The organism is Micromonospora sp. II (genome assembly GCF_001709195.1).
Taxonomy (GTDB): Bacteria; Actinomycetota; Actinomycetes; order Mycobacteriales; family Micromonosporaceae; genus Micromonospora; species Micromonospora chalcea.
Window position 1 is genome coordinate 87,924 of record NZ_LYXF01000015.1, and the last position, 12,333, is coordinate 100,256.

Genomic DNA, 12,333 nt, shown 5'->3' on the forward strand with positions numbered 1-12,333 from the left:
TTCCCAGGAACCAGCCGTCCGCCGGATCGGGGCAGCGGGTGACCGTCCCGTCACGACACGCTGCCTGGGTGTCCGTTCCCGCCCGTGTTCCGCGCCGCCTGGCGATCCTGCCGTTCCGGGGCAGCCGTGCCGTCTCCGAAGGGCTACTCACCTGGACGATGCTGCGCGGGCAGACCTGGATCCGCCTGCGGCCGGACGTGTACGTGCACCGGGACGGGTACCGCGCCGACGACCACCGGATGTGGTGCGAGGCGGTGGCGTTGCGCCTGCCGCCGGGTGCCGTGCTGGCGGGGCGCAGCGCCGCGTGGTTGTTCGGCGCGGACGTGCTCCCCCGCGACGCGCCGGTGACAGTACTGTTGCCGACTGCTGCGCGGCTGCGACCGCACCCACGGTTGCGGTTGGTCCGGTCACCGCTGCCGGAGCGGGACCGCACCCTCGTCGGCGGGCTGCCGGTCACCACGCCCCTTCGCACGGCGTTCGACCTGGGCCGGCAGGGCTCACTCGCCGAGGCGTTGGTCGCCGTCGAGGCGCTGCTGCGTCGCCGGGCCGTGAAGCTGCCCGCCCTGCGGGCCTACGCCGCCGCCCGGCCGGGCTGGCCGGGCGCTCCGCTGTTGCGCGAGGTGCTGGCGCTGGCCGAGCCGTTGAGCGAGTCCCCGATGGAGACTCGCCTGCGGCTGCTCCTGCTCGACGCCGGCCTCGGCCCGCTCACCGCCCAGCACGAGGTACGCGCCGGTGGACGCTTCGTGGCCCGGGTGGACCTGGCCTGGCCGGCGCTCCGCATCGCGGTCGAGTACGACGGCGACCACCACCGCGAACGGGCTCACTTCCGCCGGGACGTGGCTCGCCTGAACGCGCTGCGCGCGGCCGGGTGGCTCGTGCTCCGCTTCACCGCCGACGACGTGCTACGCCGGCCCGACGCCACAGTGGCCCTGGTACGCCAGGCCTTGGCAGAACGTCGTGCCACCGAGGCGAACCACTGATCCGCGCCCGCCGCCACGAGCCTCACCCCGCTACGCCCCCGGCCCGCCACACGTCACCGCTGGCCCCCATTTCGCCACCTACCACCCACCGGGCCACCCACCACCCACCACCCACCGGGCCCCCGGTTACGCCACCTACCACCCACCGGGCCCCCGGCTCGCCGCCCGCCACCCGTTGGTCCCCGGCTCGCCACCCGTCGAGCCGCCCGAGACACCACGGGCGTCAGAGGCCCGCCCTCAAACACCCATCGCGTTCCACTCGTCGCCAGATCCAGCCCCGAGTGGAACGCCATGGGTGTCTCAAGGCCCTTATGACACCCATGGTGTTCCACTCGTCGTGAGCGCTGCCTGTGGGTGGCACGCCATGGGTGGCTGACGCGTGGGCGAGCCTTGATGGGGCGCAGGCCGCGCCGGCGCGCCCCCAACCGAGGGCGCACAGTCCACGTGCGGGCGGAGCCGAACGCGTGGGTGAGCTGAGCGCGCGGGCAGCCCGGTGTGCGCAGGCCCAAACGGGTGAGCACACGCCCCGACGCACACACCCGACACACGAGCACACGCCCCGACGCGCCAGCACACGCCCGGCGTGCAGGCCCGAGCGCGCCAGCACACGCCCGACGTGCAAACCCGAGCGCGCCAGCACACGCCCGACGTGCAAACCCGAGCGCGCCAGCGCGGACAGTCAGAGGATGGCGTCCAAGGCGGCCAGGTCCTCGTCGGACGGCTGCCACGTGCCGGCTTCGGCGTTCGCCTTCACCTGGTCGGGAGTGGTGGCGCCGGCGATCACGGACGTCACCGCGGGACGGGCCGCCAGGCCGCCGATGGCCACGTGCAGCATGCTGATGCCGCGCTCGGCCGCGTACGCATCGATCGCCTCGATGACGTCCCAGCGCGCGGCGGCCAGCCGCTCGGCGTACCGGCCGCCGCCGGCCAGCCGGCTACCGGCCGGTGGTGCTTCGCCGCGCTTGTACTTGCCGGTGAGCAGCCCGTTGGCCAGCGGGAAGAACGGCAGCATGCCGAGGCCGAACCGCTCGCACGCCGGGATCACCTCGGCCTCCACCCCGCGTTCCACCAGCGAGTAGTGGTTCTGCGCGGAGATGAACCGGGTACGCCCCTGCGACGACGCGGTCCAGTCGGCGTCGGCGATCTGCCAGCCGGCGAAGTTGGAGTTGCCCAGGTAGCGCACCTTGCCGGCGGTCACCAGGTCGTCGAGCGCGGCGAGCGTCTCGTCGATCGGGGTGCCCGGGTCGGGCTCGTGCATCTGGTACAGGTCGATGTGGTCGGTGCCGAGCCGGCGCAGCGACGCCTCGACGGCGCGGGCGATGTAGCGGCGGGCACCCCGGGCGTCGTGGTCCGGCCCGTTCGCGCCGTGCATGTCCATGCCGAACTTGGTGGCCACCACCACGTCGTCGCGGCGGCCTTTGAGCGCCTGGCCGAGCAGTTCCTCGGAGGCGCCCTGCGGCTCGCCGTAGATGTCGGCGGTGTCGAAGAAGTTGATCCCGGCGTCGAGGGCGGCGTCGACCACCGCCCGGGTGCCGTCGAGGTCGAGTTTGCGGCCGAAGTTGTTGCAGCCGATGCCGACCACTGACACCACGAGCCCGGAGTCGCCCAGCCGGCGATAGGTCATCTCACTCACGAGATCCACCCTATGCCCGCTCCCCGGAGCCCACCCGGGGAGCGGCTCAGGCCACGTCCCAGACCGGCTCCGGCGTCTCCACCACGTCACCGTCGCCGCGGAACAGCACGAACCGGTCGAAGGTACGGGTGAACCACCTGTCGTGGGTGACCGCGACGACAGTTCCCTCGAACGCGGTCAGCCCGGCCTCCAGCGCCTCGGCCGAGGCCAGGTCGAGGTTGTCGGTGGGCTCGTCGAGCAGCAGCAGCGTCGCCCCGGACAGTTCCAGCAGCAGCACCAGGAAGCGGGCCTGCTGACCGCCGGAGAGCGTGCCGAACCGCTGGTCGCCCTGCCCGGCCAGCTCGTACCGGGACAGCGCCGCCATGGCCGCGTGCCGGTCCATGCCGGCCCGGTGCTCGTCGCCGCGCCACAGCACCTCGACCAGCGTCTTCGCCATCAGCTCGGGGCGGTCGTGGGTCTGCGAGAAGTGCCCGGGCCGCACCCGCGCGCCGAGCCGGACCACGCCGCCGTGCGCGACCGGCGCGAGCGCGGCGGCGCCGTCGACCGGGGTGTTGCCGGGCTCCGGGTCGGTGCCGCCGCGGGCCAGCAGGCGCAGGAAGTGCGACTTGCCGGTGCCGTTCGCGCCGAGCACCGCGACCCGGTCGCCGTACCAGAGTTCCAGGTCGAACGGGTACGTCAGGCCGTCCAGCTCCAGCTGCTCGGCGATGACCGCGCGCTTGCCGGTCCGCCCGCCGGTCAGGCGCATCCGGATGTCCTGGTCCTTCGGGGGTACGGGCGGCGGCCCGGCCTCCTCGAACTTGCGCAGCCGGGTCTGCGCGGCCTGGTAGCGGGACGCCATCCCGTCGTTGTACGCGGCCTTCTGCTTGTACATCAGCATCAGCTCGCGCAGCTTCTGGTGCTCCTCGTCCCAGCGTTTGCGCAGCTCGTCGAGGCGGGCGTGCCGGGCGACCCGGGCGTCGTGCCAGCTCGCGAAGCCGCCCGGGTGCACCCAGGCGCTGCCGCCCTCCACCGCGACGACCCGGTCGGCGGTCTGGGCCAGCAGTTCCCGGTCGTGTGAGACGTACAGCACGGACTTGACCGACTCGCACAGCCGCCCCTCCAGCCAGCGTTTGCCGGGTACGTCGAGGAAGTTGTCCGGCTCGTCGAGCAGCAGCACCTCGTCCGGGCCGCGCAGCAGCAGTTCCAGCGCGAAGCGTTTCTGCTGGCCGCCGGAGAGCGTGCGCACCGGCCGGTCCCGGGCACTGTCCCACGGCAGGTCCAGCACGATGGTGGCGACGGTGTCGAAGAGGACCTCCGCGTCGTAACCGCCGGTCTCGCCCCAGGCGGCGAGCGCCTCGGCGTACGCGAGCTGGGCCTTGGCGGCGGCGGAGCTGTACTTGCCGCGGACCTCGGCCGCCCGCATGGCCGCCTCGGTCTCGGCGAGCCGCCGCCCGGCGTCGCGCAGCGCGGGCGGGGCGAGGGAGAGCGCCAGGTCGGCGAGCGTGGACTCGTCGCCGATCATGCCGATGAACTGCCGCATCACGCCCAGCCCGCCGGAGCGCGCGATCGCGCCGGTCTTCACCGGCAGGTCACCGGCGACCATCCGCAGCAGCGTGGTCTTGCCGGCGCCGTTCGGGCCGACCAGCGCCACCTTGGCACCCTCACCGACCCGGAACGAGACGTCGCTGAACAGCTCACGCCCGTCCGGGAGGATGTGCCCGACCGCTGCCACGTCCACGTATCCCACGCGGGCATCCTGCCCGAGCCGGGCCGCTGGACGACACCGGATTACCGGGTGACGCGCAGCACCCGGTAGCCCTTCTGGCTGGCGTGCCGCTCGACGGACCAGCCCTGCTCGACCAGCCAGCGGTGCAGCGAGTCGCCGCCGAGGTGCCGGGCGACGACGAGCCAGGCCACGCCGTCCGGGGCGAGCCGGGGCAGCCAGCGCAGCAGCAGGCCGTGCAGTTCCGGTTTGCCGATGTGGATGGGCGGGTTGGACCAGATCTGGGTGAAGGTGACGTCGGCCGGCAGCTCGTCGGGCGCGACGGCGCGTACCCGGTCGGCGGCGCCGACCCTTGCCGCGTTGGCGGTGGTGAGGGCGCGGGCCCGCTCGTTGACGTCCACGGCCCAGACGGTGGCCTCCGGCGCGACAGTGGCGAGGACGCAGGTGATCGGGCCGAAGCCGCAGCCGATGTCGAGCAGCGCGCCGGTGACGTCGGCGGCCGGCAGGTCGGCCTTGCGCAGCAGCACGGCGGTGCCGGGGTCGAGCCGGTCGGCGGAGAAGACGCCACCGGCCGAGCCGAGCGTGTAGTCGCGCCCGGCGACTGTGAACTCGACCTCGCGCGGGCGGGCCGGGCCCGAGGGCTCAGCGGTGAAGTAGTGGTCGCCGGTCACGCAGGCATTCTCGCACCGGGCCGGGGCGGTTCCGGCAACGGTGTCAGAGGCGGAGCCGGACGCCACTCCGCCAGATTTTCCCGATATTACCCCTGAAAGGGACAATCAGTCCTACTCTATGCCACATGGTGTACCGGTACGAGTCCGATGAGGACGCCTTCCTGGAGTACCCGAAGCCCGGGTCGGCCCCGCACGGGCCCGCAGCCACGACGCCGCCGCCCGCGGGTCCGTCACGCTCCCGGTTCCCCACGCCGTCGCTGCCCCCGCCGCCGCGCCCGCAACCGGCGCTGCCGCCGGCCGGCGCGGCCGGGCAGGACGACCCCGACGGGCAGGCGGTGGCGGACGACACCCGCGCACCCGCTCCGGCGCCACCGACCCCGGCGCCGACACCGGGACGGCCCGCGCCACCACGGGAGCCGTCCCCGGTGCCGCAGCCCGCGCCACCCATGCCCGCGCCCGTACCGGCGGCGACGAACCGGCCGACAGTGCCGATCCCCGCCAACCCGACCGCCCGCGCCGGCGACGTCTCCGAACTGCCCCGGGCCCGGCGCGCCGACCGCCGCAACGGCGGCAGCCGGTTCTGGCAGACGCTCGTCGGTGGCGCCGCCGTACTGCTGCTGCTCTCGCTCACCGGGCTCGCCGTCGCGGCGCTGCTGGACGAGCGGACGGCCACGCCGTCCGCCGGCCAGCCGACCCCGCAGCCGAGCGAGTCGAGCACCCCGGCCGGCGGCACCGACCTGGACTCCCGGGACACCGACCAGGCGACGCTCACCGCCAAGGAGGTCTTCCCGACCAAGGACCTGGTGCTCACCGACGGGAAGCCGGCGTACCGGGTGCTCAAGACCCAGGCCAGTACGAAGTGTCAGGTCGCGGCCACCGGCGAGATCGCCGACCTGCTGGTCCGGCTCGGCTGCAACCAGGTCGTGCGGGGCACGCTCCGCTCCCCCGACGGCGACCACCTGATCACCGCCGGTCTGTTCAACCTCACCGACGTGGCCACCGCCCAGCGGGTACGCGACCGCATCCGGCCGCTGCTCGACGCGCGCCAGGGACGGTTCCGTGGCATGGCGGCGGGCGACGACACCGAGGTGGTGGAGAAGGCCGCGGCCCGGGTCGCCTGGCAGGTACGCGGACACTACGTCGCCTACTGCCTGGTCACGCGCGCCGACGGGGAACGCATCCCCAGCGACGACGCAGCCGCCCGCGAGATCATGTACGACATGGTCGAGCTGCACCTCAACCGGGCTGTGCTGGACCGTCGTGCGGCGGCCGGAACGGCCGGGCAGCCCGACGCGGAGTCGGCCGGGGACAGCGCCGGTCAGCGGGGCACCGACTGACCTCCGGTCAGCCCTCGGCCACCGGCACCCGCAACCGGCGGGTCAGATCGGCGCGGCGGGCGTACTCGGCCGGGTCGGCCGGGTAGCCCACAGCGACCAGGGCGAGGCCGTGCGCCGGCGCCACAGTCACCTCGCTGGAGCGCTCACGCCGGGTCAGCAGGCCGACCGGCCACTGCACCGGCCGCCGCCCGTCACCGGCCACCAGCATCGCCCCGACCAGGCTGCGCACCATGTTCTGGCAGAACGCGTCGGCCTGCACGGTGGCGACCAGGATCCCGTCCGGGTCGCGCCGCCAGTCCAGCCGGGTCACCTCGCGCAGCGTGGTGGCGTTCTCCTTGCGCCGGCAGTACGCGGCGAAGTCGTGCTCGCCCACCAGCCCGGCCGCGGCGGCGTTCAGCGCCGCGAGGTCCAGCGGCTTCGGCCAGGCCAGGGTGTCCCGGCGGCGCAGCGGCTCGGCGCCCCACGGGGCGTCGGTGACCCGGTACTCGTAACGCCGGAACGTGGCCGAGAAGCGGGCGTCGAAGTCGGCCGGCACCTCGGTCATGGCGCGTACCCGCACATCCGGCGGGAGGAGCCGGGCCAGCCGGCGCAGCAGCCGCCCCTCGTGCTCCCGCCACACCGCGGCGGGCAGGTCGAGGTGGCAGACCTGCCCGGTGGCGTGCACCCCGGCGTCGGTACGCCCGGCCACCGTCAGGCCGGTCGCCGTGCCCGCGCCGAGCACCAGGTCCAGCGTCTGCATGAGCACGCCGGCCACGGTGCGCCGGGTCGGCTGGGGCGCCCAGCCGGAGAAGTCCGTGCCGTCGTACGAGACGTCCAGCCGCAGCCGGATCCGCTCGTCCACCTCGTACCTCCTGTCGACGGCGACGGGCCCGGCACCCCCGAGGGGATGCCGGGCCCGGTCGAGCCTGATCTCAGGCCTTGTCGTTCTCGGTGGCCTCGTCGCTGTCCTCACGGGCGGCGGCGGTGTCACCCGACGCGGAGACCGGGGCCTCGGCGTCCTGGTCGCCCTCGCTGGAGCGCGGCTTCTCCTCGGCCGGGGCCAGGGCCTCGACCTTGTCCTGCTGCGCGGCCTTGCGGGCGGCGGTCTTCTTGTTCGCCTTCGGCTCGGCGACCTGAAGCTCCTCCACCAGCTCGATGATCGCCATCGGAGCGGCGTCACCCTTGCGCGGACCGGTCTTCACGATCCGGGTGTAGCCACCGTTGCGGTTGGCGTACCGGGGCGCGATCTGGTCGAACAGGGCGTAGACCACGTCCTTGTCCTTGACGACGCCCAGCACCCGGCGACGCGAGGCGAGGTCGCCGCGCTTGGCCTTGGTGATGAGCTGCTCGGCCAGCGGACGCAGCCGCCGGGCCTTCGTCTCGGTGGTCTGGATCTTGCCGTGCTGGAACAGCGCGGTGGCCAGGTTGGCCAGCATCAGCCGCTCGTGCGCGGGGCTGCCGCCGAGGCGGGGGCCCTTGGTGGGCGTGGGCATGCTTGGTGCTCCTCAGGTGTGGCGGCAGCGCGGACTAGAGCTGCTCGGTCTCGCGGTAGTCGTCGGTGTCGTAGTCCGCCTCACCGAAGGCGTCCACGACGTGCGCCGGGTCGAAGTTCGGAGCCGAGTCCTTCAGCCCCAGGCCCATCCCGGCGAGCTTCATCTTGACCTCGTCGATCGACTTCTGGCCGAAGTTGCGGATGTCGAGAAGGTCGGCCTCGGTACGCCCGATGAGCTCACCAACGGAGTTGATGCCCTCGCGCTTGAGGCAGTTGTAGGAGCGGACGGTCAGGTCCAGCTCCTCGATCGGCAGGGCCAGGTCGGCCGCCAGCTGGGCGTCCTGCGGGGACGGCCCGATGTCGATGCCCTCAGCGGTCTCGTCCAGCTCACGGGCGAGCCCGAACAGCTCCACCAGCGTCGAGCCGGCCGAGGCCAGCGCGGTACGCGGGCCCATCGACGGCTTGGTCTCGACGTCGATGATCAGCCGGTCGAAGTCGGTCCGCTGCTCGACACGGGTCGCCTCGACCCGGTACGTCACCTTGAGCACCGGCGAGTAGATCGAGTCGACCGGGATCCGGCCGATCTCGGCGCCCGCCTGCTTGTTCTGCGCCGCGGTGACGTAGCCGCGACCCCGCTCGACGGTCAGCTCCATGTCGAGCCGGCCCTTGCCGTTGAGGGTGGCGAGCTTCAGGTCCGGGTTGTGCACCGAGACACCGGCCGGGGGCTGGATGTCACCGGCGGTCACGTCGCCCGGGCCCTGCTTGCGCAGGTACATGCTGACCGGCTCGTCGTGCTCGGAGCTGACGCACAGCTCCTTGATGTTCATGACGAGCTCGACCACGTCCTCCTTGACCCCGGGGATCGTGGTGAACTCGTGCAGCACACCGTCGATCTTGATCGAGGTGACCGCCGCACCGGGGATGGAGGACAGCAGCGTACGCCGCAGCGAGTTGCCCAGCGTGTAGCCGAAGCCGGGCTCCAGCGGCTCGATGGTGAACCGGGAGCGGGTCTCGTTGATCGACTCTTCGGAGAGAGACGGTCGCTGGCTGATGAGCATCTTTTCTCTTCTCTTCCGGGGCGCCCGCTATTTGACGCCCACGACACAACTGTTCCGGTGGCCCGCCCCGGAGGACGGGCCACCGCAACGAGCCCTTACTTGGAGTAGAGCTCGACGATCAGCTGCTCCTGGACCTGGGTGTCGATCACCTGGCGGGCCGGGAGCGAGTGCACGAGGATCTTCAGCTGGCTCGGGATCGCCTCCAGCCACGCCGGAACGGTCCGCGAGCCGGCCTCACCCTGCGCCACGAGGAACGGGGTGAGCTCCTTGCTCTTGGCACGCACCTCGACGATGTCGTGCTCCTTGACGCGGTACGACGGGATGTCGACCTTCTTGCCGTTCACCGTGAAGTGGCCGTGCTTGACCAGCTGGCGGGCCATGTCCCGGGACTTGGCGTAGCCGGCCCGGTAGACCACGTTGTCCAGCCGCGACTCGAGGATCTGCAGCAGGACCTCGCCGGTCTTGGCCTCCTTGCTCACGGCCTCTTCGTAGTAGCCGCGGAACTGCTTCTCCAGCACGCCGTAGACACGACGGGCCTTCTGCTTCTCACGAAGCTGGAGCAGGTACTCCGTCTCCTTCGTGCGGCCGCGGCCGTGCTGCCCGGGCGGGAACGGCCGGGACTCGAACGGGCACTTCGGGCCATCGCACTTGCTGCCCTTGAGGAACAGCTTCATCTTCTCCCGCCGGCAACGGCGGCAGTCAGCACCGGTGTAACGAGCCATCTCTCTCTAACCTCTCAGACCCGGCGACGCTTCGGCGGACGGCAACCGTTGTGCGGCTGCGGCGTGACGTCGGAGATCTGCCCGACCTCGAGGCCCACTGCCTGCAGCGAACGGATGGCGGTCTCCCGGCCGGAGCCGGGGCCCTTGACGAACACGTCGACCTTGCGCATGCCGTGCTCCATCGCGCGGCGCGCGGCGGCCTCGGCGGCGAGCTGCGCGGCGAACGGAGTCGACTTGCGGGAGCCCTTGAAGCCCACCTGGCCGGAGGAGGCCCAGGAGATGACCGCACCGGTCGGGTCCGTGATGGACACGATGGTGTTGTTGAAGGTGCTCTTGATGTGCGCCTGCCCGTGGGCGACGTTCTTGCGTTCCTTGCGCCGGACCTTCTTGACGGCGGCTCCGGCACGAGCCTTCGGTGGCATAAGTCTGTGCGCTCCTAGTTACTTCTTGCCGGGCTTCTTCTTGCCGGCCACGGTCCGCTTCGGGCCCTTCCGGGTCCGCGCGTTGGTCTTGGTGCGCTGGCCACGCACGGGCAGACCGCGGCGGTGCCGGATACCGGCGTAGCAGCCGATCTCGACCTTGCGGCGGATGTCAGCGGCGACCTCGCGGCGCAGGTCGCCTTCAACCTTGTAGTTGCCCTCGATGTGGTTCCGGAGCTCGACGAGCTCCTCGTCCGTGAGGTCCCGAACGCGCTTGTCCGGCGAGATGCCGGTCGCGGCGAGCGTCTCCAGGGCGCGGGTGCGACCGACCCCGAAGATGTAGGTGAGCGCGATCTCCATCCGCTTCTCGCGGGGGAGATCCACGCCGACTAGACGTGCCATGTGCGGGCGTACTCCTCGTGATGTTGTGGCGGAGGTGTGGACCCGTCCCACCCCGCTACCCGACCGTCCCTGTCCTTCCGGCGACGAACGCCGGCGACCGGGACGGGTCGCTGCCCGAGCGGGCCCCGGCCTCCGACCGGGGGTCAACCACGAGGGGGTACGCGCTGCGCGCCCGACCGCGGCTGGGACGAGTTGGTGATGTGTGGGGCGTCAGCCCTGGCGCTGCTTGTGGCGCGGGTCGGTGCAGATGACCATGACCCGGCCGTGCCGGCGGATCACCCGGCACTTGTTGCAGATCCTCTTGACGCTCGGCTTGACCTTCACGGTTGCCTTACTTCCCATCTGGCCCGGAGGCGCGACGCAGCGCGACCCGGACGTCGAAGACGGACACGGGAACGTCCCGGCCGCCGTCAGGCTTACTTGTAGCGGTAGACGATGCGCCCGCGGGTCAGGTCGTACGGCGAGAGTTCGACGACGACCCGGTCCTCCGGCAGGATGCGGATGTAGTGCTGCCGCATCTTGCCGCTGATGTGAGCCAGCACCTTGTGACCGTTCGCGAGCTCCACCCGGAACATGGCGTTCGGCAGGGGCTCGATGACCCGACCCTCGATCTCGATGGCTCCGTCTTTTTTCGGCATGTCCTCCGCTGTCCTGACGTCGGTTACTCCGGACGGCCCACAACGTCTTACACGGGAGAACTGACCAAGATCAGGAAACCCGCGCCAGCCGCGGCTCCGACTCCCACCGAAGCGCAGGGTGGGCATGGCGGAGTGGACGCTGTGCGCCGATCTGAAAGTGTACGCCGACCCGCGCGCGCTCGCCAAACCGACCGGCGGGACCGTCACCCGCAGGGCGTGAATATGACGCAGCTCACGTCTCCGGCAGCTCCCGCTTCGCCCGGCGGCGCGCCTCCCGCTCGATCTGCTTGCGCCGCCGGCGTTCCGCGTCCTTCTCCGGCGCGCCGTGCGCCAGCCCCTGGATCGTCTGGTAGAGCACCACGGCGCCCCACGGGCCGAGCACCCAGATCGGCCAGTAGTCGTCGAACTCGCCCTCACCCAGCTGGGAGACGAACCAGATCGCGGTGAGGATCAGGGCCACCTTCAGCCAGGGCCCCCACACCCCCAGCAGCCAGACGCTGCGCGTGCTCTCGGCCGCCTGGTCCCGATCAACCGCCGGGCTCTTCCCGGCCGTGCGCGGAGCCGGCAGCGAAGTCTCCGCCGGCCGGGAACCGGGCAGGTCGGTCAGCAGCTCGTCCAGCTCGCCGTAGGTCTTCGCCCCGTACGCCCGGCGCAGCCGCTCGTCGTACTCGTTCAGGTCGAGCCGGCCCTCGTTCAGCGCCGCCCGGAGACGATCCGCGGTGGCCTCCCGGTCCGCGTCGGCCGCCCGCATCCGGTTGCGCTCATCCATGGGAGCAAGCATGTCATCCGGCCGCCAGGCCCGCAGCACGGCGCCCGGGACGGGCGTGCGCCCGCTCAGACCGCCGGAGAGTCGACAGACGTCTGCCGGGCGGTCACCAGGTCGCCCAGGCGACCCCGTCCGCCGTCCTCGGCGGTCAGCACCCACACGCCGTCGTCCAGCAGCGCCATCGAGTGCTCCACGTGCACCGCCATGGAGCCGTCCCGGGTCACCACGGTCCAGCCGTCGGCCAGCTCGACCGTACGCGGCGAACCCATGGTGATCATCGGCTCGATGGCGAGCGCCAGGCCCGGCACCAGACGCGGCCCCTTGCCGGGGCGCCCGTGGTTGAGCACGTGCGGGTCCTGGTGCATCTCGGTGCCGATGCCGTGACCGCCGTAGCCGTCGACGATGCCGTACCGGCCGCCCTTGCGGACCGCGCTCTCGACCGCGTGGGAGATGTCGGTGAGCCGGCCCTTGCCCGAGGCCGCCCCGCGCGCCGCCGCCGCGATCCCGGCCCACATCGCGTCCTCGGCCACCGCC

The 12,333-nt window shown here is 72.2% G+C and carries 15 protein-coding genes; 2 read left to right on the forward strand and 13 right to left on the reverse strand.

Translation table 11 applies throughout. The annotated features are described in order from the left end of the window. Positions 1-68: 68 nt before the first annotated feature. Positions 69-980, forward strand: a complete 912-nt coding sequence (locus A8711_RS09170) for a DUF559 domain-containing protein (protein ID WP_043328255.1) — start codon at positions 69-71, stop codon at positions 978-980. A 679-nt stretch (positions 981-1,659) separates the two neighbouring features. Here A8711_RS09170 and A8711_RS09175 read toward each other — a convergent pair. The 3 genes from A8711_RS09175 to A8711_RS09185 are packed head-to-tail and all read right to left on the reverse strand — an operon-like array spanning position 1,660 to position 4,986. Then, entirely contained in the window at positions 1,660-2,622 is a 963-nt protein-coding gene (locus A8711_RS09175; protein ID WP_176722774.1) for an aldo/keto reductase, read from the reverse strand. Positions 2,623-2,659: 37 nt separating this feature from the next. Next, a complete protein-coding gene (locus A8711_RS09180) occupies positions 2,660-4,339 on the reverse strand; it encodes an ABC-F family ATP-binding cassette domain-containing protein (RefSeq protein WP_069087960.1) in 1,680 nt (559 codons plus the stop codon). Between the two features lie 41 nt (positions 4,340-4,380). After that, on the reverse strand, positions 4,381-4,986 hold the full coding sequence (locus A8711_RS09185; protein ID WP_069087961.1) for a class I SAM-dependent methyltransferase: 606 nt from the start codon (positions 4,984-4,986) through the stop codon (positions 4,381-4,383). Positions 4,987-5,111: 125 nt separating this feature from the next. On the opposite strand from A8711_RS09185, the gene A8711_RS09190 reads away from it, so the two are divergent. After that, complete coding sequence (locus tag A8711_RS09190; RefSeq protein ID WP_233607764.1) at positions 5,112-6,323, forward strand: hypothetical protein; 1,212 nt, start codon at positions 5,112-5,114, stop codon at positions 6,321-6,323. Positions 6,324-6,330: 7 nt separating this feature from the next. Here the strand turns inward: A8711_RS09190 and truA are convergent, their stop codons facing one another. The 10 genes from truA to A8711_RS09240 form a co-directional block, all read right to left on the reverse strand. Then, complete coding sequence (truA, locus tag A8711_RS09195; protein WP_069087962.1) at positions 6,331-7,164, reverse strand: tRNA pseudouridine(38-40) synthase TruA; 834 nt, start codon at positions 7,162-7,164, stop codon at positions 6,331-6,333. A gap of 70 nt (positions 7,165-7,234) precedes the next feature. Beyond that, a complete protein-coding gene (gene rplQ, locus A8711_RS09200; RefSeq protein ID WP_030501600.1) occupies positions 7,235-7,795 on the reverse strand; it encodes a 50S ribosomal protein L17 in 561 nt (186 codons plus the stop codon). A gap of 34 nt (positions 7,796-7,829) precedes the next feature. Continuing rightward, entirely contained in the window at positions 7,830-8,852 is a 1,023-nt protein-coding gene (locus A8711_RS09205) for a DNA-directed RNA polymerase subunit alpha (protein WP_007073009.1), read from the reverse strand. 95 nt (positions 8,853-8,947) lie between these two features. Further along, positions 8,948-9,574, reverse strand: a complete 627-nt coding sequence (gene rpsD / locus A8711_RS09210) for a 30S ribosomal protein S4 (protein WP_018784565.1) — start codon at positions 9,572-9,574, stop codon at positions 8,948-8,950. A 14-nt stretch (positions 9,575-9,588) separates the two neighbouring features. Further along, positions 9,589-9,996: a 30S ribosomal protein S11 gene (gene rpsK, locus A8711_RS09215; protein WP_013288613.1), complete on the reverse strand. Its 408-nt coding sequence runs from the start codon at positions 9,994-9,996 to the stop codon at positions 9,589-9,591. Between the two features lie 18 nt (positions 9,997-10,014). Beyond that, complete coding sequence (rpsM, locus tag A8711_RS09220) at positions 10,015-10,395, reverse strand: 30S ribosomal protein S13 (protein WP_013288614.1); 381 nt, start codon at positions 10,393-10,395, stop codon at positions 10,015-10,017. A 210-nt stretch (positions 10,396-10,605) separates the two neighbouring features. Beyond that, on the reverse strand, positions 10,606-10,719 hold the full coding sequence (gene rpmJ, locus A8711_RS09225; RefSeq protein ID WP_012184307.1) for a 50S ribosomal protein L36: 114 nt from the start codon (positions 10,717-10,719) through the stop codon (positions 10,606-10,608). 92 nt (positions 10,720-10,811) lie between these two features. Continuing rightward, complete coding sequence (infA, locus tag A8711_RS09230; protein WP_007073013.1) at positions 10,812-11,033, reverse strand: translation initiation factor IF-1; 222 nt, start codon at positions 11,031-11,033, stop codon at positions 10,812-10,814. A gap of 232 nt (positions 11,034-11,265) precedes the next feature. Next, on the reverse strand, positions 11,266-11,784 hold the full coding sequence (locus A8711_RS09235) for a DUF1707 domain-containing protein (RefSeq protein WP_069087965.1): 519 nt from the start codon (positions 11,782-11,784) through the stop codon (positions 11,266-11,268). Positions 11,785-11,867: 83 nt separating this feature from the next. Further along, a partial coding sequence (locus tag A8711_RS09240) for a M24 family metallopeptidase (protein ID WP_141707655.1) occupies positions 11,868-12,333 on the reverse strand: 466 nt, incomplete at its 5' end.